The sequence below is a fragment of the Halorubrum sp. C191 genome (assembly GCF_002727095.1).
GTDB lineage: Archaea > Halobacteriota > Halobacteria > Halobacteriales > Haloferacaceae > Halorubrum > Halorubrum ezzemoulense.
On sequence record NZ_NHNZ01000154.1, the window covers coordinates 1 to 518 of the forward strand.

A 518-nucleotide genomic window follows, 5' to 3' on the forward strand; every position below is an offset into this window, starting at 1 on the left:
CGCTCGGCGATGATCCGGGCGTCATCAACTTCCGTCACACCGAAACTCAACAGCGTGTCCGTGTTCCCGAACATCTGCTTGAGCGTCTGGGGCGCAATCTCCCGCACCTGCGAGGGGTTCTGGAGACACGTCACGACGCCCATCTTCCCAGACCGGGCCTTCGAGAGCATCTTGTCGAGGGCCATGTTCTCTGAGGCGATGTCGTCAAACTCGTCCATGAACGCGAAGAAGGGCTCGCGGTCGGCCTCCTCGATCTTCTCGCGTTTTCTGATGGTCGACCACACGCGGCGCATGATCCCCGTGGAGACGACTTTCCGGATCTCGTCAGACCGCACCGTGTTCCGGACGAGAATGATTTTCCCCTCTTCGACGGCGTGCGAGAGGTTAATCGTCCCGTCTCGGTGGGCCACAATCCCCCGGCTGATGGGGTCTTCGACCCAGTCTTGAATCCGGCGGAGAACCGGGTCGATCTCTTCGGTGTCCATCTCCGCGATTTTCGTGGTGTACTCGTGGATGAA

General features: G+C 60.0%; 1 protein-coding gene. It reads right to left on the reverse strand.

From position 1 onward, the window contains the following. Window positions 1-485: TraM recognition domain-containing protein (locus Z052_RS14685; RefSeq protein WP_241897963.1), on the reverse strand; the 485-nt coding region annotated here is incomplete at its 3' end. Window positions 486-518: the final 33 nt, after the last annotated feature.